Source organism: Oceanobacillus saliphilus, from assembly GCF_023522835.1.
In the GTDB taxonomy this organism is placed as follows: Bacteria; Bacillota; Bacilli; order Bacillales; family Amphibacillaceae; genus Oceanobacillus; species Oceanobacillus saliphilus.
In genome coordinates, this window is the sequence record NZ_JALCZU010000013.1 from 74591 (window position 1) to 93245 (window position 18655).

The 18655-nt window shown below is 37.1% G+C and carries 17 protein-coding genes; 15 read left to right on the forward strand and 2 right to left on the reverse strand.

The window, feature by feature from the left end:
* The first annotated feature begins 96 nt into the window (after nt 1-96).
* Nucleotides 97-1497: an MBL fold metallo-hydrolase gene (locus MN204_RS17970; protein WP_249872479.1), complete on the forward strand. Its 1401-nt coding sequence runs from the start codon at nt 97-99 to the stop codon at nt 1495-1497.
* Between the two features lie 170 nt (nt 1498-1667).
* Here the strand turns inward: MN204_RS17970 and MN204_RS17975 are convergent, their stop codons facing one another.
* Nucleotides 1668-1835: a hypothetical protein gene (locus MN204_RS17975; RefSeq protein ID WP_249872480.1), complete on the reverse strand. Its 168-nt coding sequence runs from the start codon at nt 1833-1835 to the stop codon at nt 1668-1670.
* Nucleotides 1836-2184: 349 nt separating this feature from the next.
* Here MN204_RS17975 and MN204_RS17980 point away from each other — a divergent pair, with 349 nt between their 5' ends.
* Nucleotides 2185-2388, forward strand: a complete 204-nt coding sequence (locus MN204_RS17980; RefSeq protein ID WP_249872481.1) for a DUF1657 domain-containing protein — start codon at nt 2185-2187, stop codon at nt 2386-2388.
* A gap of 357 nt (nt 2389-2745) precedes the next feature.
* Nucleotides 2746-2928: a DUF2187 family protein gene (locus MN204_RS17985; protein WP_249872482.1), complete on the forward strand. Its 183-nt coding sequence runs from the start codon at nt 2746-2748 to the stop codon at nt 2926-2928.
* Between the two features lie 144 nt (nt 2929-3072).
* On the opposite strand, the gene MN204_RS17990 is transcribed toward MN204_RS17985, so the two are convergent.
* Nucleotides 3073-3351 (reverse strand): hypothetical protein, encoded by a 279-nt coding sequence (locus MN204_RS17990; protein WP_249872483.1) that lies wholly within the window; start codon nt 3349-3351, stop codon nt 3073-3075.
* 431 nt (nt 3352-3782) lie between these two features.
* On the opposite strand from MN204_RS17990, the gene MN204_RS17995 reads away from it, so the two are divergent.
* From MN204_RS17995 to MN204_RS18050, 12 genes are all read left to right on the forward strand, one after another.
* Complete coding sequence (locus tag MN204_RS17995) at nt 3783-4079, forward strand: WXG100 family type VII secretion target (RefSeq protein ID WP_249872484.1); 297 nt, start codon at nt 3783-3785, stop codon at nt 4077-4079.
* Between the two features lie 313 nt (nt 4080-4392).
* The gene (esaA, locus tag MN204_RS18000) at nt 4393-7938 is read left to right on the forward strand and encodes a type VII secretion protein EsaA (RefSeq protein ID WP_249872485.1); all 3546 of its coding nucleotides are present in this window, start codon (nt 4393-4395) and stop codon (nt 7936-7938) included.
* The gene (gene essA, locus MN204_RS18005) at nt 7916-8422 is read left to right on the forward strand and encodes a type VII secretion protein EssA (protein ID WP_249872486.1); all 507 of its coding nucleotides are present in this window, start codon (nt 7916-7918) and stop codon (nt 8420-8422) included. The genes esaA and essA overlap by 23 nt, the downstream gene beginning before the upstream one ends.
* A 10-nt stretch (nt 8423-8432) precedes the next feature.
* Nucleotides 8433-8690 (forward strand): EsaB/YukD family protein, encoded by a 258-nt coding sequence (locus tag MN204_RS18010; protein ID WP_249872487.1) that lies wholly within the window; start codon nt 8433-8435, stop codon nt 8688-8690.
* Nucleotides 8691-8732: 42 nt separating this feature from the next.
* The gene (gene essB / locus MN204_RS18015; protein WP_249872488.1) at nt 8733-10007 is read left to right on the forward strand and encodes a type VII secretion protein EssB; all 1275 of its coding nucleotides are present in this window, start codon (nt 8733-8735) and stop codon (nt 10005-10007) included.
* 57 nt (nt 10008-10064) lie between these two features.
* Complete coding sequence (gene essC, locus MN204_RS18020; RefSeq protein WP_249872489.1) at nt 10065-14513, forward strand: type VII secretion protein EssC; 4449 nt, start codon at nt 10065-10067, stop codon at nt 14511-14513.
* Nucleotides 14514-14527: 14 nt separating this feature from the next.
* Nucleotides 14528-14944 carry a YwqH-like family protein gene (locus MN204_RS18025; protein WP_249872490.1) on the forward strand — a complete coding sequence of 139 codons (417 nt, stop codon included), beginning with the start codon at nt 14528-14530 and terminating at the stop codon, nt 14942-14944.
* A 170-nt stretch (nt 14945-15114) separates the two neighbouring features.
* Nucleotides 15115-15423 (forward strand): TIGR04197 family type VII secretion effector, encoded by a 309-nt coding sequence (locus tag MN204_RS18030; RefSeq protein ID WP_249872491.1) that lies wholly within the window; start codon nt 15115-15117, stop codon nt 15421-15423.
* Nucleotides 15424-15438: 15 nt separating this feature from the next.
* Nucleotides 15439-16911 carry a T7SS effector LXG polymorphic toxin gene (locus MN204_RS18035; RefSeq protein ID WP_249872492.1) on the forward strand — a complete coding sequence of 491 codons (1473 nt, stop codon included), beginning with the start codon at nt 15439-15441 and terminating at the stop codon, nt 16909-16911.
* A gap of 20 nt (nt 16912-16931) precedes the next feature.
* A complete protein-coding gene (locus tag MN204_RS18040) occupies nt 16932-17702 on the forward strand; it encodes a hypothetical protein (RefSeq protein WP_249872493.1) in 771 nt (256 codons plus the stop codon).
* A 1-nt stretch (nt 17703) separates the two neighbouring features.
* Nucleotides 17704-18162 carry a DUF5085 family protein gene (locus tag MN204_RS18045; RefSeq protein ID WP_249872494.1) on the forward strand — a complete coding sequence of 153 codons (459 nt, stop codon included), beginning with the start codon at nt 17704-17706 and terminating at the stop codon, nt 18160-18162.
* The gene (locus tag MN204_RS18050; protein ID WP_249872495.1) at nt 18159-18605 is read left to right on the forward strand and encodes a DUF5085 family protein; all 447 of its coding nucleotides are present in this window, start codon (nt 18159-18161) and stop codon (nt 18603-18605) included. The genes MN204_RS18045 and MN204_RS18050 overlap by 4 nt, the downstream gene beginning before the upstream one ends.
* The last annotated feature ends 50 nt before the right edge of the window (nt 18606-18655 follow it).

Consider the following 18655-nt stretch of genomic DNA (forward strand, 5'->3'; position numbering starts at 1 on the left):
AATAGACCGTTCGTATTGAGTGTTTTTTCCTTGCTACATATGTGCTGAAAAAGCTTGATAAATGCAAACTTTTGATTCTAACAAGAGGTGAAAAATATGAAAACAACGATTACATTTTGGGGTGGGCTCGATACAATCGGTGGGAACATTGCTGAAGTTAAATATGGGAACGACCGGATTATTTTCGACTTTGGACTTGTTTATAACCCAGCGAGCTCCATGCTCGATACAACAGTAAAACGTAAACATACACATGTACTTGATTTATTGAAACTGCATGCCATTCCAGCGATTGACGGTATTTACAGTGAAAAAGATTTATCCGCTGCCCATAGTTTTGCTATGGAAAAGCCACTGGCCCAGGAACAAACAGATTATCAAACCGGCGTATTCATCTCACATCTTCACTTAGACCATATGGGAGCAATGGACACGATTGCACCAGCAATTCCGGTATATATGACAGAAGCTTCAAGGCAGTTATTTCGAGCGCTGGAACAAATCGATGAAGGATTAACACTTGATCGAGCATACGAAAGCCTTGCTTATCATGAAAAAATAACAATCGGCCAAATTACCGTCACCCCTTATCAGGTGGATCATGATGTGATTGGAGCGACTTCTTTTTTAATTGAAACACCAGATGAGACGATTTTATATTCTGGAGACATACGCATGCACGGGGCACACCAGGAATATATGGATGCGTGGCTTGACATCATGAAGGAGAAGGAAATTTCCATGCTTTTAATAGAGGGAACATCTTTTCGACCAGAGGAGAGCGGACTTATATTAACAGAAAAGCAGGCTGACTTACATTCAGTTCCAGAAGCAGGGAAACCGCAACAGAAGATTCCGCGCTTACAATCGGAAACAGACATCGAACAAGTTGCAGTAACATTGATGAAAGAAAGTCATGGACTCGCACTGTTCAATGTGTATCACCGCAATGTTGAACGCATCCAACAATTTCTTAATGCCGCTAAAATAGTCGGGCGAATCGCTGTGTTAGAACCAGAAACTGCCTATCTTGTAAATGAGTTTTTAAGTACTGGAGAATTTAGGATATTTTTAGAAGAAGATGAAGCGCTAACGCCATTGCAGAAAAATTTATTAAATCAATACGAAGGAATTACGGTTGAACAGATTAACGAGAGACCAGAGAAGTATTTCCTGCAAAATAGTTTCCATCACATATACCGCTTGTTGGACTTGAATTTAAAAGATAGCAATTATTTGCATGCAAACGGAATGCCATTGGGACCATACGATCCATCCTATCACACCATGCATGCGATACTCACGCATTTCCAAGTGGACTATGAATCGCTTGACGTTTCCGGTCATGCATCAAAGGAAGATATTTTGTATGTAATTGACCAGATCAAGCCAAGATTAGTGATTCCTTGGCACAGTAAGCACCCCGAACTTGTAAAACCAATAAACGAAAACGTGGAGGTTTTGCTGCCGGAGAAGTTTCGGACATATGAACTGTAGAACGGGTCACAGGCTGCAACCTTGTATAAAGCGAATACTTAAAAGAAGTGAGGAAATCGTTCCTCGCTTCTTTCCCTTTACCCTACTTAAGTGCCTCAGCATTTTACCGCGTGTATCATGGTCAGCTGTAACAACTTAATGTCTTTCCGTCTTATTTATTATGCTGGATTTTATCTTTTACTTGGATCAAACGCATCATAGGTAAGCCTTGTAGTAGTCGTCGATTCACCTTTTTCAATTTCAGACTTCGTTGCTCTTTTTCCATAAGAATCTTCCGGATCCATACCGGGTGCAACAGCTGAATCTTCTGCTCGTAATTTCTTTTGCTTTCTATCCATATTGTCATCTCTCCATTCTTGCTACAAAAGAAGTCATATCATTAATTATTTGTATTAAATCTGTTGGTACTAGTTGACAGAGCTATAATAGACCTGTGTTTCATCCTTAGAATATCCAAAATTAATATCTTTATCACTAAAAGGGAGATGGAAAAACCAGTTCTTTACTCTATTCCTGTAAATGAAAGTAACAGCAATAGCTATTTTTAATGAAGTAGCAAATGAAAGTAGTTGGATTGAATAGGTTTGGATCTACTGATTTAGAAGAAAGGAAAATCACATACCGTATAATTTTGCCAAAAAATCAAAAACTTGAATGCATAGAAAAATAAACCTAGGAGGAATAGAGATGACAGTTATCACACAGGTAAAGCAAACAATTGCTGGATTAAAGAGTGCCCAGGCAAGTTTCGAAACGTTTGCACTTGAAACGGATAATAAACAGGCACAACAGCTTTATCAAAATGCTGCACAGCAAACACAGGCAGTCTTACAAAATATAGAGCCAAGAGTCCAGCAAATGGAGCAAGAAGAACCGCAATATAAACAGTAAGATGAAAGAGGCTGACACAAAACCAGCCTCTTTTTAAAATCATCATAACTTTCTATGCGTAATCTGTACTTTACATGTCTTAAAGTGTAAGTTCCAAATGTTTGGATGAGATTTACAAAAAGTCTCTGGTCCGGTCTAACAAAAATATATTCCCCAAAAAAAATCTAGCAACCAAAAACAGCAATCAAAATGTAAAGAAATGATAATGTTTTCTTTAAACTTCCTTTACCTTTTTAGGTTAACTTGGAATTATAATCCTAAAATAGGAGAATTTATAGAAGATGTTTTTTACGTTGGATGCTAAATTGTAAAAAAAAACAATTTCCAACAGATACTTTGTATAAAGGTGGGACATACATGGAAATAAAGAATATTGCAGGAATCGGTGATGAAATTTCATTTAAGTCTGGGATAAAAGGTGTTGTCGAAAAGATCTATGACAATTCCGTGATCGTATCGGTTACTGAAAATACGACCGATTTCGAATTTGAAGGGGACAAGACGGTCGTTGGACATAGAAATTATGACATTATCCAATAGGTAAAATAGAAACTGTAGGATTGCCATATTGGTATCCTTCCTATTTTGTTGCAACGGTTACGTACACCCGTTCACATTCTTTGCTTTCAGAAATAATAAAAGGCTGCCCTAGCAGCCTTTTATTATTTCTCTACATTACCTATCTTACGCAGTAAAGTTTGGAAGTGTATTTCTAAGTGCACCGAAAGCTTGTTGTAATTGTGCTAGTTTTTCTTCATCTGTTAAATTATCCAAATTACCTACTGAACCAGCTCGAATACATAAAGGTCCTATATTCAATTGGATTAAGCCTAAAAGTACAACGGTAGTCGTACATGGAATGTTTATACATAAAAGGTCACTATCTTCACAAACAGTTCCTTCAGGACAAGTAGGACATTCTGGTTCTGGCTGTTGTTTAGCTAAATCATCTATTTTTTCCAAATAATTTCCCTCCCTTCTTCTAAGATTTAATTTATTCTATGTAAGTACTAGCTACCCGATTGGATAAGTATGCAGTTTTTTGAAAATCACATTATATAACTATATTTTTACAGTGAATCGGTTTTATTAAACAAACCTACCAAACGTAGTGGGGTACTGGCACGAATTAATAAGCTACTAATCTATTTCGATTATCGGAAAATCTCACTTAATAAGTAAAAAGACCTATATTTCCGTAAGTTCAAAATAACTATTTTCTCATTTAAATAACGCATTTTTTGGTTAAAATTGGTTCTTAATGTTCAATTTTCAAAAAAATGCATATATTTGGTTGACATTAAAATACTAGATAATTAGTCTTGAGTAAGAAGAGGTATTAGCAAATGCTTACATATACCTCCATCACTATAGATTTAAAGGAGATGGGAAATTTGTCAGGACAAATTCGTATGACGCCAGAACAGTTACAGGCAAAAGCAAAAAGGTATGGGCAGAGTTCACAACAAATTGATCAGATTTTAAGGGACTTGTCTAACTTACAGGAAGAGCTTAGAGGGGAATGGGAAGGTCGAGCGTTTGAACGCTTTGATGATCAATTCCGTGAACTGAAGCCTAAAGTACAAGACTTTTCTCAGCTAATGCAAGAGATTGAAATGCAATTAACGAAAACAGCTGAAGCGGTTGCTCAGCAGGATCAGGCTCTTTCACAAAACTTTGGTTTAAGGTAAGTAGTAAGCTTAGCGTAGAGAACTAAAGTTAGAATACCTTCTGTCACATGGTGGGCTACGCAATTAAAGTTGTGTGGCCCATGTATTTGTAACCTACCAATAGATTTTCAGTTAATTACCGCTACAAACGCAACATAATGAAGAAGTAGTGTCTTGTTTTTCAGCAACTTAGGCATATGCTCAAAGGTTTAGGCAGTTGCCAAGTTTTCTAATCGGCATTTTCTATTATCTTATTACTAGAATGGAATATTAGTTAAAAATTGAATTATCCTTACGTTTTTTTACATTTAATTCCCAGGAGCTGAAGTAGCAAATGAAATATATGGATAAGCGATGGTTACTTTTCTTCGTGTTAATCATTTTACTCGCCTCAGGTTTATCTTTTCTTGTTTTGAATCAAGAAGCAGAAACGCAACATGAAACGCCTAATAAAACACAGAAAATGGCAATAGCTCTTGTAAATGAAGATGAGGGTGCTACGTTTAATGGTGGCGAGTTAGTGTTTGGTGATGCATTTGTCAAGAGTGTAGATAGTAATAATGAACACGACTGGTATGTTGTTAGTCGGGGTGTTGCGGAAAGTGGCCTGGAGAGAAATACATATGACATGATGGTTATCATCCCGAACGATTTTACTATAAAGGCACTATCTTTCGAATCGGAAGCGCCAGAGCCAGTTGTGCTAAGTTATAAAATTAATGCATCGGAAAATGAAAGAGTTAGTGTTGAAGCAGAAAAAACAGCTAGTCAAATACTGAATGACTTTAACCGCCGCATTATTGATGTTTATTTTGCTAGTATTATCGGTAATCTTCAAGATGCACAGGACAATATTGGGGAAATAATAGAAAAACAGGCACTACATACAAATACATATAACAGTGCGATCTATAACCCATTGGAAGGGTATACGAGTCAATTCGGTCAAATTAAAGATAACACAGCTTTATCGAAAAATAGTTTTAGCGGCTTTGAAGAAATGTTGAAGGCCTATGAGGAAAAATTAGTAAGTGGAGCTGAATTAGAGCAAGACTATGTATCTAATCTTGATGAAGTTGCACAATTAAAAGAAACGAATCGTCAATCTTTATTATACTTTTATGAAGTTTTTAATGAATACCATAACGATTTAAACCATCAAGATGTAGATCGTCAGCTTGAACAACTGCAAGCTGCCAATACGATTATTAATCAGCAGTTTCAGCAAAGAGGAAATGATGCAATAAATACAATGGTGTATAACCAACCAGTTGGATTCGGTAGTACCAATATTATGAATGGATCATTAGCGCTGCAGGATCATTTACAATCATCGCTTAAAAAAGTCGAAGATACCGAGTTGAAATTATATGAGCTGTTAGATCCAGAGAATCCGAGTAGCTTTAAAAATAAGGTATCGAACCGCTTGTCTGACCTTTTGGCTAATGCATTTGCCGAAGATAATCAGTTGAATATCAATACATTATTTGAAAATCCAGATGCAAACGTAAGAGCTGACATTCGTAAGCAAATCTCTAGACTACCGTCCTTGAATGAAGCGGACTTTAGTGGATATGGTTTACCAGCTCAAACGGTAACGGAAATAAAAAATGTTATAGCGGTAACAAATAAATATAATAAAGAAATTGAATTTGTTGCGCCTCGTATCGATGGTGACAAAATTTTATCAGAGGAAATAAAGGCGCTTAAGCAACACCTAAGTACAAATGGGGTAACGATGTCAGATACCGTCGAGCTTCCGAAAAATAAGAAGACTGGACAAACATTTAAACTAATGATACCAGAAGCATATTCGGTAAAAAGGTTATCACTGACACTGCCAAAAAGTGAAGAAGCAGATTATACAGCGCTTTATATTGAAAATGGCGAAATTAAACTGCCTGCTAATCAAAAAGGTAATTTCACTGTCGATGTAACGCTAAGTCTTCTGGATGAAGACAGAGAAATAGATATATACCAGCCAGTTACTTGGGGATGGGAACTGTATCAAGAAGACATTACCGATGTCGATGTACCAGAAGAAGTTGCTATAAAAATGGCAAGCGTACCATTAGTTGCAAGCCAGCATGTTGATGCCAAAGAAGAGCAATCCGAGAATCAATTGGCGGATGAGTTAGCTGACGAGCAAGGTGATTTAACTGAAAAAGAGGAAAAACAAGCAGAATCGGAAGAAAGCACAGACCAGACAGATGACACGAACGATAATCATTCTGACGGAACCGACGAAGAGAGTACACCGGAAGAGGATGAATCTTCAGAGGGACAGCCAGATGAAGGTGACAATGATTCAGACACAACTGGTGATGATCTAGGAAATGAAGAAGAAACTGAAGATGACGAAGAAACACCTGAAATTGAAAAAGTAAAAGTGATCAATCATACGATTCGTCATGAAGTGATGTCACCACTTAAAAAGATGGATAATGCAACAAAACACCTGATTAATACGGTTATAAATACGGTAAGCCCTTATCAAAAATTGTTCTCGTCGTATGAAAGCTATTTTGGGCTAGAAATGGGATCTGAGGATTTAAGGACCAATCTGAATCAAAAACGATTGACAGAATGGGGAGCTGAATCTAAATTATCGCTCTATCATTTATTTAATGAGAAAGACATTGCAGACCTACTAAACGATTACATTGTGAATCAAGTCATTGATGGCGTAACGGAGGAAATTCGTCAGCCTTTAGCAAATCTAGAAGCACAAATCCGGTTGTATCGCCAGGAGGCCCAGCAAGCAGCTAATAATGTTGAACAGTTTGTACAGCAAGTTGTAGCTACAGGAGAGCAAGCAATTGCATTGAATGAAGCACTTGGAGAAACCTTAGCAAAAGTGGATGCGTGGCGAGAAAAAAGTAATGCTATGCTGAATGAGCAAATGGAAATTCAAGCAAATGATGATGGCGAACAAATGGCGATTATGACCTTGAGCGATGCGTTCAGGCCGCTCTTAATGACAAGTGAATCACTTGCAGAGCAAGCACAGGGTAGCTTCGATTCCGCTGAACATGTGTATGAAACGTTTGATCATATCGATCTTCAGGCAGAAACGATTGAAGAGAGTGGTGTGGCTTTGGTCAACCAGGCTGAAGTATTGTCGGTAGACATGACAAATAAGCTCCTGGAGGATCAGCAATTTGCAGAAAACTTTGCGGGTGTACTTGCGAATAGTCGTATTGGCGAAAGAGAAAATGAGAATCTATATGATTTTCTTTCTAATCCAGTACAAACAAGCAATGCAGGAACAATTACAGCGAATCAAACATTTACACCGTATTTCCTTGTTCTAATCTGCTTTATTGTTGTCTTATTTACATCCTATGTGATTTCAACCATTACGCAAAAACGAACTGATACGGATCAATTTGCGACCGAGAAGTCATTGATTGCTTGGAACACGCCAATTACATTAATTACTGCAGGAATCGGTGTGTTAGAAGGGACAATAATTGGTGTCACTTCCAGCTATTTCTTAACTATTAGTGACGGAAATATGGTATTGCTCACAGCATTAATTATTTTGTTAGTGACCGCGATGCTACTCGTTGCAACGTACTTATTAAGACAGTTAAAAATGATTGGTATGTTTATCTTGCTGATTACTTTAAGCCTGTATTTATTTTTAACAAATGCACTCGGCTTTGGTATAACGGGATTAGAAGGATTAAGAAAGGCTTCACCTTTACAATACGTTGAATCACTGTTGTTACGTATACCTCAAGACACCGTAAATTATCCACTCGCATTTCTAGTTATTACTGGGGTGGTTGTAATCGGAGCTTTAGCTAATTTGCTCGTTTTAAATGATGCAAAAGGAGAAAGGGATCTAGACAATGAAGTCAAAGCTGAAAGTTAATTTATTCTTTATAGTAGCTTTCATTCTGCTGATGTTTGATGTGAATCAGACATCAGCAGAAACAAATATGAATGATATGGAACATGAATCTGGTGGTTTACAGATAAAGGTTGATCGAATCATTAAGGGTGACAGTGAGCGTACGCAAATGAATGAAACAGAACTAGAAAAGGTTTTTCCAACACTATTTACAGAAGAGACACAAGTCTGGTTTACAGAAGTAAAAAAAGAGAACGAAGCATCCCTTGAAAGATTGGAACGTTCCTTATTTACTACAGAAATCGATTCAAATACGACAGCACTAGATATTAAAGCTTCTTTATTTGCAAGTGATTATACGAGTTCTGCTTCATCATCTACCAACCAAGTGAGTTTAGAAGATAGTGGCTCTGGTTTTGGAAATACGTTTTTAGTAACGTTAACAGCACTAGCCCTCCTGCTTTGCGGTGGCCTTTATTTTATGATGCAAAAACTGTTTGAATAGGAGATGGATGATGGCTCAGAATACGCATATTAATGTGACAATGGATTTTAGTAAATGGGTAAATGAAGGTGGAATGTATGATTTGCGAATTCCGATACAATTATCCGTCAAACAACTACTACAGTATGTGATGGAAATTTTAAATCTGGATTATCGTGCAGGGACGCGCAGTTCAATCAAAGTAATTACCAAAAATATTTTACTAGCTGATGACGACCAATTAACAGATTTTCCAGTTACGGACGGGGATATTCTAGTGGTCTTATAAAAATGATTTTTGGGTTGTTAATTTACGGAGGAGTCAATTCATATGGAGCATAAAACGATACAGATGGAGAATATCTCCCTACAATTTCATATACAGAAGGACCATTGGCAACTTCAATTGCCGAAGTCACAAACAAAGGTAACAGATATCAGGCAAATGGACTTGATGTTGAACCCCTCGGAATCATTTGTTCCTATTCAAATCGTTGAAGAACTCGATGCATTTCTTATCTCCTATCCAATCGATCCGAATCGAAGAAACTGGTCACAAGCCGGGAAGCTAAATAAGAATGATAAGTTAAGGCTTTTATGTAATATTGCAAAACTCGAAAGTTATCTATCTACGAGACTCACATTCTTTCTGCATCCAGATAATATGATGTATGATGAAAATTTGATGCCAGTTATTATTTATCGAGGTCTACGCAACATGGTACCCCCGTTTGAAATGGATGAAGCAGCTTTCTTAAAACAGTATAAATGTTTGAGCATTGCTCTTTTTTCCAAAAAATATACATTCGAGCAGTTGTATAATGGTTCCTTGCAAAATGCGACGGATACTGAATTTGAACGTCAGATCAGTGAAATTAATGATCTTGCCCAGCTCAAAACCTTTCTGTTCGACAGTTATCTAAAGGAACAAAAGAAAACCGAAAGCACAATGGAACTTGTTCTTAGAAAACGATTTCGCCTCTTTAAACAACTCGCAATCATCATGATCATTGTATCCATACTACTGGCTGCACCACTTACCTATTATGGCTTTGTAAAAGATCCTTATCAAGGTGATTTATTGGATGCCCATGGAGGTTTTCTTGCATCTGATTATGGTAGTGTAATTTCTACATTAGAAGGAACGGATCCTGAAGATTTGCCAAGTCAAACGAAATATATTTTAGCTTATTCCTATATACAAGTTGAGAATCTATCAGGGAAAGAGAAAGAGGTTATTTTAAAGCATGTAAGTTTGAAAAGCGCTCCAGATTATTTGGTTTATTGGATTTACAATGGTCGTGGTCAATTTGATGAGTCTATTGATAAGGCAAAGTACATGGATGACCCACAGCTTATTATGTATGGACTCATAAAGAAAATAGAACAGGCCAAAAATGATCCGACACTAACAGGTACAGAACGAGACGAAGAAGTGAATGCATTACAGGATCAATTAAGACAATATAGTGAGGATTACAACATAGATGGTGATGGGGCGGAGCAAGTGGAGGAAACGACGAGTGAAATAATCGATGATATGGAAAAGCAAGAAACAGATGAAGAAGAAACGGAAGAACAAGTTGAAACGGAAGACGAAGATTAAAAGCAGTCATTAGCGGAATGAATAATATTTGCTTTTGCGTTAGAAAGGGAGAAAGAAATGGCACAAAAATTACTCATGGTTACCTATCATCATCAATTACATAAATGCCATTTAGTTGAGGATACACCAAAAGAAATTACTGTAGGTAATGCTTGGTTAGACAATCTAACTTTTCCTGGGCTCAATGGTTCTTTGACAGTCAAATGGGATGGGAAAGCTTGTAGAGTTGGGGAGGAGCTTTTCCATAATCACCTTTCCAAACAGGTATCAGGTCAAGCCATGGAATTTTATTTACTTCATTTGGATCAGGGGTATTTTTATGATATTGCTGGTAAACAGTCCATTACATGTAGTGCTTCTGACTACGATGATGTAGTGATACATGATACAACAGCTAACTTCGTCCTGTTACGAAGAGAAGCAACACTCCCTTTTACATTGGATGTACAGCAAGGAGATGTTTACCATAATTTTGCCATTGTGAAGGGGCAGGTAACGGTCGAACCAGGTGATCAACTATTTATCGATGGTGTCATCATTGTTGTTAATCATAATGATATACAAATTACTGCCTCGAAAAAACCATTTCGTTCGCGGTTAGTTGCGTTAATTGATAAGGATCATCCCTATCAAGGAGAATATCCAGACTACCACCGTTCACCAAGAATCATCTATCGGGAGCCAGAGGATAAGCGGACAATTGCCAAACCGTCCAATAAGCCATCAAAACCAAGCGAGCAACTGGCACGAACGATTGTGCCACCACTCGTTTTAATTGTTGCGCTTGTTCTTATTTCGCTTGTACAGCCACGGGGAATTTATATTATGGTCATGCTCTCTGTAACAATCGTCACGATCATATTCTCGATTACGTCCTATGTGAAAAGTGTCAAAAAATATAAGACAGATATGAAGGAAAGAGAAGAGAGCTATAAAGCTTATTTACAGCGTAAAACGAAGGAGCTTTTTGAAGCGAGTGAAGAACAACGGCACGCTCTGACGTATCATTATCCTACAGTGGAGCAAATCAAGGAGATGGCCATAGGAGTAACAGCGAGAATTTATGAAAAAACGATTTACCACCATGATTTCCTCAGTTTTCGTACAGGATTAGGTAAGGTTGATTCAAGCTTTGAAATTGAATTTAATGAAGAAGAATTTACACAAGAGAAGGATGAACTGGTTGAAGAGGCAATCGAATTGCTCCAGCAATATAAGGAAATTACGAATGTCCCAGTCGTTACCTCGTTTAATAAAGGACCTGTTGGTTATATTGGTCATCGGCAGCTAGTTATTGAACAGCTACAATTAATGGTGATGCAGCTTTCCTTGTTTCATAGCTATCATGATTTGCAATTTATTACGGTTTTCCCACAAGAGGAAAAAGAGCAGTGGAACTGGATGCGCTGGCTTCCACATGCAAGTGTTCGGGATGTGAATGTTCGTGGCTTCGTCTATCATGAGCGGTCACGCGATCAGGTTCTTCATTCCCTGTATCAGTTATTAAAGGAACGTCAGAATATATTAAATGAAAAAACGAGTCAACATGAGAAAACGTATTTTTCACCACATTATATGGTACTTGTTACCGATGAAAAAATGATTCTAGATCATACCGTGATGGAGTTTTTTAATGAAGATCCAAGTGAATTGGGCGTTTCTTTAGTCTTTGTTCAGGATGTGATGCAGGCACTACCAGAACATGTGAAAACGGTAATCGATATTCGCGATACTAAAAACGGGACGATTATTTTGGAGGAAGGGGAATTAGTGAACAAGCATTTTACGCCTGATCATTTCCCGAAAAATTTTAATAAAGAAGAAATATCCCGTGCATTAGCACCGATTAATCATTTGCAGAACTTAAAAAATTCGATTCCTGAAAGTGTCACATTTTTAGAAATGTATGGTGTAGAGAAGGTAGAAGAGTTAGCAATATCTAAACGCTGGAATGTTAATGAGACGTATAAAAGTCTCGCCGTACCACTTGGCTTGCGTGGTAAAGAAGATATTGTGCAGTTAAATTTACATGAGAAAGCACACGGCCCCCATGGTTTAGTTGCTGGTACGACTGGATCGGGAAAATCAGAAATTATTCAATCGTATATTCTTTCGCTTGCAGTAAATTTCCACCCGTATGAGGTTGCATTTCTACTAATTGATTATAAAGGTGGGGGAATGGCGAATTTATTTAAACAGTTGCCACATTTACTAGGAACAATAACAAACTTGGAACGTGCACAATCAATGCGGGCACTTGCATCAATCAAGGCCGAATTACAAAAAAGGCAACGGCTCTTCGGGGAACATCATGTAAATCATATTAACCAGTATCAAAAGCTCTTTAAACAAGGAAAAGCAAGTGAACCGATGCCACATTTATTCTTAATCTCTGATGAGTTTGCTGAACTAAAGTCGGAGCAACCGGACTTCATGAAGGAACTTGTTTCAACTGCAAGAATTGGGCGTTCCCTAGGGATTCATTTAATCTTGGCAACACAGAAGCCAAGCGGTGTGGTAGACGATCAAATCTGGTCAAACTCCAAATTTAAGCTGGCATTAAAAGTACAAAATGAGAGTGACTCGAATGAAATATTGAAAACACCGGATGCTGCAGAAATTACCTTGCCAGGGCGTGCTTATTTACAAGTAGGAAATAATGAAATTTATGAATTATTTCAAAGCGCATGGAGTGGAGCGGCCTATGTTCCAGATAAAGATGATCACGAATATGTAGACACAACGATCTATGCGATTAATGAGCTAGGTCAATATGACATTTTAACAGAGGATTTAAGTGGATTAGAAAAAAAGGAAGAGATTGAAAAGACGTCAACAGAGCTAGATGCGGTAATTGATTATATTGCAGACTTTACAGAGGCAAAACAAATTAAGCCATTAGCACGTCCATGGCTTCCACCGCTTCCAGAGCGAATCTTTCCAGAGGAACTACATCCTGTAAGCTTTGAAGAAGCGTGGCTGGAGCCGAAGAAGCCGTTACAGGCTACGATTGGGCTATTGGATCAACCAGAATTGCAGGCACAGACTCCTCTTACACTCAATCTAACAAAAGACGGTCATATTGCGGTGTTCTCAAGCCCGGGATATGGGAAATCTACCTTTTTACAAACGGTTGTCATGGACTTCGTGCGCCAGCATAATCCAGAGCAATTGCAATTGTATTTATTAGACTTTGGTACGAATGGATTATTACCATTGAAAAATATTCCACATGTTGCAGACACCCTTCTCATTGATGAGGAAGAGAAAATTGGTAAACTACTTCGTTTATTAACAACGAAAATGAAAGAACGTAAGCAGAAACTAAGCCATTATGGTGTAGCAAATATGGAAATGTATGAGAAAGCCAGCGGCGAAACAGTACCGAATATATGTATCATTCTGGATAACTACGATTCCGTACGGGAGGCGGAGTTTTCCGATGAGTTTGAGAAGTTAATGACGCAAATTGCACGTGAGGGAGCAAGTATCGGCATTCATTTAGTAATTAGTGCAGGTAGACAAAGTGCCATGCGCATGCCACTCATTTCAAATATCAAAACACAAATATCACTTTATTTAATTGAAACAACAGAGGTACGCACGATTGTAGGGAGAACAGAGATTGAATTAGAAGAAATTGCTGGACGCGGACTAATTAAACTAGAGGATCCAGTTCTGTTTCAAACGATGTTGCCGACAAAAGGCGAGGAAGCGCTGGAAGTTATCAGTTCCATTCAAGAAATTGCCAATGAAATGGATGAACATTGGGAAGGTGAGCGGCCGGAGGGAATTCCGATGATTCCTGAAGGGGTTCTGGACTTCAATCAGTTTAAAAAACAAAGAAAGACAAAAGAGTTAATAGAAAGCAATCTACTTCCACTAGGTCTGGAATTTGAAGAGGTGGAACCTGTTGCATTTAATCCTAGCAGGCATGGTCATCTGACTGTAGTGAGTGATAGGAGAGATGGACTCGATAAACTGAACCAATCCTTAGCAAAAAATATATCGAACTTGTCCAGTTCTTACCAAACCATGCTTATTGATACAAGTGAACAAAAGTTAGTCGAAATCGGAAAAAGGATGAACGCTTACATTTCTGAGCATAATGGAATCGTTGCAGTAAAAGAAGATTTATTAACGGAAATTAACAGTCGTCTAAAAAATAATGAAAATAGTATCAATTGGATTGTCCAAATAACAGACTTAGAGGATTTCTGTAAACGAAGTAATCTTGCTGAGGATGAAATAACCGTCTTGCTCGAACAAGGCGCAAAAGTAGGTATCCATTTTGTTTTGTGTGGAGACTACAGTTATATCGGACTTAGCTTTGAGCAAGTAGCTAAATATGTTAGAAACCAGTCTACTGTAGGGTTAATCAGCATGCGACTAGGTGATCAAGACATATTCAAGCAGCCATATATAAGGCAAGAAACATATCCGAACCCGTTTGAATGTTATTTCGCCATGGACCATCAACATGTGAAATTAAAAATTCCGGAATAGGGAGGTAGTTAAGAATGAGCACGGACTTGAGTTTATTGCGACGGCAAAGGTCTACTGTATTACAGGGAATGAGTAATTCTAGGGAACAAATAAATATTCTTGCTGATAAAATTGCTAGATTACAGGCAGCTTCGAATAGTTTGCAATCCTCTATAACTGCATTGGAGTCAAGTAAGAGCGCAATTGACTCCCTGTCAGTTGATAGTAGTTGGTGGAAGGGTACTAATGAAACGAAATTTTATGATCGTTACGCTACTTATCAAGATAGTGTGCAGGCTTATGTTAGAAAGTCGAAAGATGCTAAGGACGGAATCGATGATGAGATAAGGCGGACTGAGCAAAGCAGATTAGTTTATACGAACGGTTTAAATAATCTGCATTCAACACTACAGTCCTTAGAAAATCAAATTAGTATTGCGGAGAGGGAATGAGTTTATTGGTAGAATTATGTTAGAAGACGAAAGATGAGAAGGACGGAATTGTTGATGAATAAATAGGGTTGTGCAACCACTTTGTTTTATACAAACTGTTTAAATAATCTGCAGGTAATATTCAAGTCTTTAGAAAATCAAATTAGTATTGACGAGAAGGGGTGAATGTAATGGCAGAAGAGGTTGGGATTAATAGTGAAGTATTTCGTTCTAATATTGAGAAGTTAAGAGGTTCACTTTCAAATTTAGAAAGTAAAATTCATGCAAATCAAACCTTTAAAAAAACGAATATTACGCCATTCACAAATGACTTGGAAAATATAATTAAAGCTGTCGAGTTAATAAATAAGTATAAAATGCTACTCGATGAAGACATTAGTACATTGAACAATGTAGGGGAGCAAATGCGTCAGAATGATGAAGACTTGGCACGACAGCATAATCATGTAAGTAATGGGACAAAGGCAATACGAGCGTAGAGGGGAGGAGTTAAAGTGGGAAATAAGGTTGATATATCTGAAGTAAATGAGCTTTCTCATGAATTAGGATCTGCTGCAGGTGACATTATCGCAGCATTGGATAGTATTAAATCTAATATTGAACAAATAAACGCAATGGATTCCTTTTCTGGGAAGGCAGCCAGTAATGCCAAAAATTATTTTAATGAATTACACGGCTCAGTTATTGATAACTTTCAAGAGTTGTTTTTGAAACTTGAAACTAATTTAGATAATCATATAAACGTATTTGGAGAAAGTGTAGATTCAAGCTCAACAGCAATTATAGATAGTAACTATTTAAATGAAACAGAAGGTAAAGTTGATTTAGAGTATACAAAGTTGAGAGGATACCATCAATCAATTGAAAGCACGATTCAAAAAGTAAGTGATATAAGTAGTGTAAGTGCACCCGAACTGTATTCGGTAACTAGTTCAAAAAGAGAAGTTGAAGATGTTATAATTGAACTTGATAAAAATTTGTCTAATTTTACAAAAGAAGGAAAATCTAGAGTAGCCAATACAAAAGAATTTCTACACTACATCGAAAAAACAATAGCGGCTGCCGGAACTGAAAAGGGAGAAGCACGATTTAATGATTTCAAAAGTGGAACTGCAAAAAATGAATTATTAGCCTTAAATGGTTTTGTATTAGGGCTTCAAAGAGTTAACACTGCAGTTACAGGTTTGACATCAAGTCGGGCAATTGCTAAAGCAGCGACAAATCAAGGATTAAGTGTAACAACGTATACGAAAAACGGGAAAGTAACCTATCGAATTACGGCTACAGAGGATGCATTAAAAGCATTAGCAGTACAGCCAGATGCACATGCTCGAAAAGCTCTAAATAAGAAGAAAAAAGGTGGGAATCCGAAGGCGCATTGGAACGATGCAACAAAATTGAAGTATCAACAAAATGCTCCAATGAATTATTACGATAAGAAAACTGGGAAACAAATATGGTCAAAAACAGGAACAAATCTAATAAATAAGCATCCCGCAATAGAAGCATTGAATGACAAGGCGTCGATTAAAGAGAAAGCTAAAACTGTTGCTAAAGCTACTGGTAAAGGAGCAGTTGAAGGCTTAAAGGATACAGTAAATGTGAAAGGAATTGCTAACAGTGGTGTAGTGAAAGGGTCGACAAAAGCACTCGGTCCATTAGGCGCTGGATTAAGCTACTATAGTAATTATCATAACGCACAAGCTGATGGCTTGAGCGGAAAGGAAGCTCATTCACGAACTGTAGTAGATACAACGGTTGATGTAGCGGTTAGTGGTGCAGTTCAGGCGGGGAGTGTTGCACTATTCACGGTAGCTATACCAATCCCAGGCGTAGGAACCGCTGTAGGGGTAATTGCTGGTTTAACTGCGAATTGGGCATTAAATCAAGGTTTTGGTAAAAGTGATAAATCAGTTATGGATAGGGCAAAAGGCGCTATTCATAAGATAAAAGGTTGGTTTAGTTAAAATAGGAGGTAAGACCAATAATGTTAAGCAGATTAAAAGAGGAAGATTTTGCAGTATTAAGAGGTCCTTTGGAATCCGGGAGGCAAAGCCCAAATTCTTTGGCTTTCACCCTCGTTCTATGTGTTATTTTTCAACCACTACTATTCTTTTTGGTATATGTCGTTGCAGCAGATTCTTCCAATTTCCCATTTATAAATAATATTTATTATATACACCTAATTATAACAATCAGTCTTGTTGTACTTTCAGCAATTTTTTCAATAAAGACTTTATATAAGAAATATCAAAAGATACAATACTTACTGGTTATTTTGGGATCACAAAATATAGGCGGGATAAGTTTTTACTTGATGGCATTATTTTTTATAGGACAAAACGTTGATTCCGAATCGTCTTTATTAACTTTAGCCTATATTACGCTGTTATTCGGTCTATTGACATTTGTAGTTACTTGTATTAGGTTTTATATTCTATTAAAGAGCGGTGCATACCGAAAAGAATCAAAAAGAGATGGGTTAAGATCTAAACTAGAATTAGATATTAAATCATATATGCCAATAATTATTACAGCCAGTATAGGTTTGGTCTTTGTTCTTCAGTTCCTTGTTAGAACATTTGGTTTAGCAGATATAGAGACTACAATAATGATGATTTTTTGCTTTTCTTTGTTCTATACAATGCTTTTCGTTCTTCCCGAACAGCTAGTCATACTATACTGCAAATATCGCTTTGACAGTTTTAACTATAATAAAAATGGAAAATTGAAACCAATGGGTAGAAAGGGTGCATAATATGAATATTGAGGTGCGTTCACTTCAATTTGATAATCTATTAGTCTACGAAACAAGGCAGTTAAGGAAAGATTGGCAAGAGGGAATATTCTTGATGGAAGATTTTACATTAGCTAACGATATTTATAAAAATGGACCTATATTCTTCTCCGTAGCTCCGGAGCAAAATGAGGAGAAATTTGGTCACTTTACGTATTATTTACCAATTAATGAACCAGTCAAATTAGATGATGAAACACATTATCAATTTCACGAGAATTTTTATGTTAGAGAAGCTCTGGTCATGCGCCAAGCAGATCAGGAAGTCGATTTTCATGCAGCTTATCAAAAAATAAAAGATTATGCTGCAAAAGTGAATATTCCAATCGAGGATACTTTCTATTGTGTATTATTAGAAGTCTACGGAGATTTTATTATTGATTTGTATATCCCAATCCAGAATCGGAGCAATGAAGTATGATTACGGATAATCATCGGATAGCCTATCGTAATGTGGTTTCCAAGTATTACAACTTTCTTCCTGAAGAAATTGATGAAGCAATTAAAGATTTTGTTTCTATCCTGGAAGAACTGGGTTTTCATCCAATTGGAGCTATGTTTTTTTCAATAATTAGTGATCCAAGTGATAAAGTTATGACAGCAGAAATCTTTCTATCGATTGAAGAGGATAATTTTAATACACGATCAACTGAACAATTCTATTTTAGAAGCTATTTTTCAATAGACCCAATGATAATGACTCGTGTAATGGATGACTTTGATACTAAATCACAAGACAAGTATTGGGAATTAATCAATTACATCAAACGCAATGGATTAGAACAACGAACTCCAGTGTTTGTAGAATACAAAAGAACCCATGCAGAAGAAAACTACGTAGAGATGAGTGTGGGAGTAAAATAAGTGGATGCAGATAATTAATTTTACATCTTATAAGAATGGAGCGAGTATAC

What these genes read in the sequence shown, in the direction of transcription:
- MN204_RS17970 (WP_249872479.1), top strand. Translation starts at nt 97, where the DNA reads ATGAAAACAACGATTACATTTTGGGGTGGGCTCGATACAATCGGTGGG.
- MN204_RS17975 (WP_249872480.1), bottom strand. Translation starts at nt 1,835, where the DNA reads ATGGATAGAAAGCAAAAGAAATTACGAGCAGAAGATTCAGCTGTTGCA.
- MN204_RS17980 (WP_249872481.1), top strand. Translation starts at nt 2,185, where the DNA reads ATGACAGTTATCACACAGGTAAAGCAAACAATTGCTGGATTAAAGAGT.
- MN204_RS17985 (WP_249872482.1), top strand. Translation starts at nt 2,746, where the DNA reads ATGGAAATAAAGAATATTGCAGGAATCGGTGATGAAATTTCATTTAAG.
- esaA (WP_249872485.1), top strand. Translation starts at nt 4,393, where the DNA reads ATGAAATATATGGATAAGCGATGGTTACTTTTCTTCGTGTTAATCATT.
- essA (WP_249872486.1), top strand. Translation starts at nt 7,916, where the DNA reads ATGAAGTCAAAGCTGAAAGTTAATTTATTCTTTATAGTAGCTTTCATT.
- MN204_RS18010 (WP_249872487.1), top strand. Translation starts at nt 8,433, where the DNA reads ATGGCTCAGAATACGCATATTAATGTGACAATGGATTTTAGTAAATGG.
- essB (WP_249872488.1), top strand. Translation starts at nt 8,733, where the DNA reads ATGGAGCATAAAACGATACAGATGGAGAATATCTCCCTACAATTTCAT.
- essC (WP_249872489.1), top strand. Translation starts at nt 10,065, where the DNA reads ATGGCACAAAAATTACTCATGGTTACCTATCATCATCAATTACATAAA.
- MN204_RS18025 (WP_249872490.1), top strand. Translation starts at nt 14,528, where the DNA reads ATGAGCACGGACTTGAGTTTATTGCGACGGCAAAGGTCTACTGTATTA.
- MN204_RS18030 (WP_249872491.1), top strand. Translation starts at nt 15,115, where the DNA reads ATGGCAGAAGAGGTTGGGATTAATAGTGAAGTATTTCGTTCTAATATT.
- MN204_RS18040 (WP_249872493.1), top strand. Translation starts at nt 16,932, where the DNA reads ATGTTAAGCAGATTAAAAGAGGAAGATTTTGCAGTATTAAGAGGTCCT.
- MN204_RS18045 (WP_249872494.1), top strand. Translation starts at nt 17,704, where the DNA reads ATGAATATTGAGGTGCGTTCACTTCAATTTGATAATCTATTAGTCTAC.
- MN204_RS18050 (WP_249872495.1), top strand. Translation starts at nt 18,159, where the DNA reads ATGATTACGGATAATCATCGGATAGCCTATCGTAATGTGGTTTCCAAG.